This window comes from Mesorhizobium sp. M0217, assembly GCF_040321955.1.
Lineage (GTDB): Bacteria > Pseudomonadota > Alphaproteobacteria > Rhizobiales > Rhizobiaceae > Mesorhizobium.
The window spans coordinates 1-1933 of sequence record NZ_JAMYSN010000061.1; the positions used below are offsets into that span (position 1 = coordinate 1).

General features: G+C 62.2%; 3 protein-coding genes. All 3 read right to left on the minus strand.

The features are described from left to right. The coding region (locus NKJ18_RS32880; RefSeq protein WP_352761600.1) for a hypothetical protein at positions 1 to 723 on the minus strand (723 nt) is incomplete at its 3' end. Further along, the gene (locus NKJ18_RS32885; protein WP_023702904.1) at positions 720 to 1112 is read right to left on the minus strand and encodes a phage holin family protein; all 393 of its coding nucleotides are present in this window, start codon (positions 1110 to 1112) and stop codon (positions 720 to 722) included. The genes NKJ18_RS32885 and NKJ18_RS32880, both read right to left, overlap by 4 nt. After that, complete coding sequence (locus NKJ18_RS32890) at positions 1109 to 1717, minus strand: hypothetical protein (protein WP_023696785.1); 609 nt, start codon at positions 1715 to 1717, stop codon at positions 1109 to 1111. Before NKJ18_RS32890 ends, NKJ18_RS32885 begins: the two co-directional genes overlap by 4 nt. Between the last annotated feature and the right edge of the window lie 216 nt (positions 1718 to 1933).

The window sequence follows — 1933 nt, forward strand, 5'->3', positions numbered from 1 at the left end:
CCGGCCAGCTTCCTGCTTGATGGTCTCATAGGCGTCGGCGGCGACCTGCTTGGCCTCATCGAGGCCCCTGTCGAGCAAAGTTTCGGCGGAATCGCGAAGCTTGTCGCCATAGGCGCCTAGTTGCTCGTCCTCCGTTGCGGTATGGGGCAGCATTGCACCTATAGCGGCGCCGATGGCGAGACCGACGGCCGCTACGGCCAAGGGTTGATCCTCCAACAGATCTTGCGCGGAGCGGCTGGCTTTCGCCGCCATGTCCCCAGTCGTCGAGCTTGCATTGGCAGCGCTTCCCGTCAGACCCGCCGCAGCGGCTCTTGCGGTGCTCGATATGGTGTCGCCGACGCTGGCAGCGCTCGAGGAGAGCGATTCCGCGGCGTCGGAGAGCATGCCGCCCAACCCGCCGGGCTCCCCTGCTACATCATGTCGTCCCGGCGCTGAAGGCAATGGATAGCCAGCCGAACGGTGGGCGGTGTTTGAGGTACCGCTGCCGAACATCAGCCAGGCCAGACCTGCGCCCACCATGGTGACCGGCAAAGGATTGTCTCGGACCTGCGTTCTGAGATTGCTGAGCATGGCCGCGCTCTCCCCTCCCGAGAACAGCCCGGTGAACTCATCCAGCAATTGTCCAGGCGTCATCTTGCCTCGAATGGATTCGGCGGTCTCCATCACCCGAGCGCGAGCAGCCTCGGCCTCGCGTTCAAGTTCGGCTGCGGATTTCTCGTTCATCTCACCTGTTCCTTAATCGCGCTCGCGTCGCGCTTGAGCTGTCCCTGGGTCCGGTCGGGGGTAAGTTCCGAAGGCGCCATGCTGGCCGTCCCGGTCCGCAGCAGGATGACGCCGAGGACCGCCACGACCACACCGACCAGCAGGGAAGACCACCCCGCGCCAAGCCCTGCCCGCGTCAGCGCGATAATGAGCGCCTGCAGCAACACCAAGAGCGCGGCGAGCAGGCAAATCGCGCCGCCCAGCACTTCCGCGGCACCTGCTCCGGCTTTGGTAAGCTTTTCAGAGAGCTCGGCCCGAAACAGCCTCGCCTCGGTTTGCACCAGAGTGGTGACATTCTGGGCCAAATCGGTGACTAGCCCGGCAAGGCTGGGATTGTCCTGGGTGTTCATCTGTCCTGCTCCGCGATCTGCGTGGCCCCATCATCGCCGACCACGCCAAAATCTTGTGGACGATCAGCGGACCAACCCTGTGGCTGATCGGTGTGTGATCTGAGGCCTCCCGGAGCGGCCTCAGAATCGGGCGTTGCCGGCGGAGAAGCCTTGATGAACCGCCCGAGAGCCAATCCGGCCAACACCGATCCCGCAAGCAGGACACCGGGATTTTGCCGGCCGAAGGACTGCACGTCATCAAGGACTTGGCTAAAGGGCTTCTGTTTCAAGGACGATGAAAGCCGCTCAAGGCCACTGGCAGCATCCAAAGCGAACTTCGATGCGTTCCTTTCATCGTTGCTGGCAAGGTGATCGCTGGCGGCTCGCAGTGCACCACCCAACGCCGCCAAGCTCGATCCGATGTCGCGCTGCGCCTCCTCCGCCTTGTCGGAGATGACCTGCGTGGCTTCAGATGCATAGTCGCCAGCCTTACGGGTCACCTCGTCCCGCGCGTCGTGAAGCAACTCGCTGGCACGCTCATTTTCCTGGCGAAGTCTGTCGGAGACGTCGCTTTTCGCCTTGTCGAAATCGGTGGGCTGTCCGCCCTGATCGTTCTCATGCTGCATGAGGCCACCTAGTGAAAACCGAGGAAGGAGAGGACCGCGAGCACGACAACGATAAGGCCGATAAGATAGATGACACTGTTCATGTGCACGTCCTCCGTAGCTTTCCAACTTCGACGAACCTGCGATGTTCCGTAAGTGAGAGCATTTATCTCAGCCGAAACGAAGAGCTTCGTCAGGCACGCACCCAGTCACCAGTGAGTTGCCCTGTCCCTCGTG

Excerpts from the sequence above, each read along its gene's own strand:
- NKJ18_RS32885 (WP_023702904.1), bottom strand. The coding sequence starts at position 1,112 with ATGAACACCCAGGACAATCCCAGCCTTGCCGGGCTAGTCACCGATTTG.
- NKJ18_RS32890 (WP_023696785.1), bottom strand. The coding sequence starts at position 1,717 with ATGCAGCATGAGAACGATCAGGGCGGACAGCCCACCGATTTCGACAAG.